The following is a 247-nucleotide window of genomic DNA, read 5'->3' as shown; positions in this document are numbered from 1 at the left end:
GTCGGCCTACAGCCCGGCCCTGTTCCACCTGATGACCCACGCCTTCTTCAAGGCGCTGCTGTTCCTGGCGGCCGGCTCGGTGATCATCGCGCTGCACCACGAGCAGGACATGCGCAAGATGGGGGGGCTGGCCAAGACGCTGCCGATCACCTTCGCCACCTTCTTCATCGGGGCGCTGGCGCTGATCGGCTTCCCGGGCACCTCGGGCTTCTACTCCAAGGAGTCGATCATCTACGCCGTGGCCGCC

The 247-nt window shown here is 66.4% G+C and carries 1 protein-coding gene; it reads left to right on the top strand.

The genetic code is table 11. From position 1 onward, the window contains the following. Positions 1-247: proton-conducting transporter membrane subunit (locus tag FAZ79_RS11380; protein WP_282097239.1), on the top strand; the 247-nt coding region annotated here is incomplete at both ends.

It is taken from the genome of Guyparkeria sp. SB14A, assembly GCF_005096345.1.
Classification (GTDB): domain Bacteria; phylum Pseudomonadota; class Gammaproteobacteria; order Halothiobacillales; family Halothiobacillaceae; genus Guyparkeria; species Guyparkeria hydrothermalis.
This window is presented reverse-complemented; position numbering and strand designations above follow the sequence as displayed.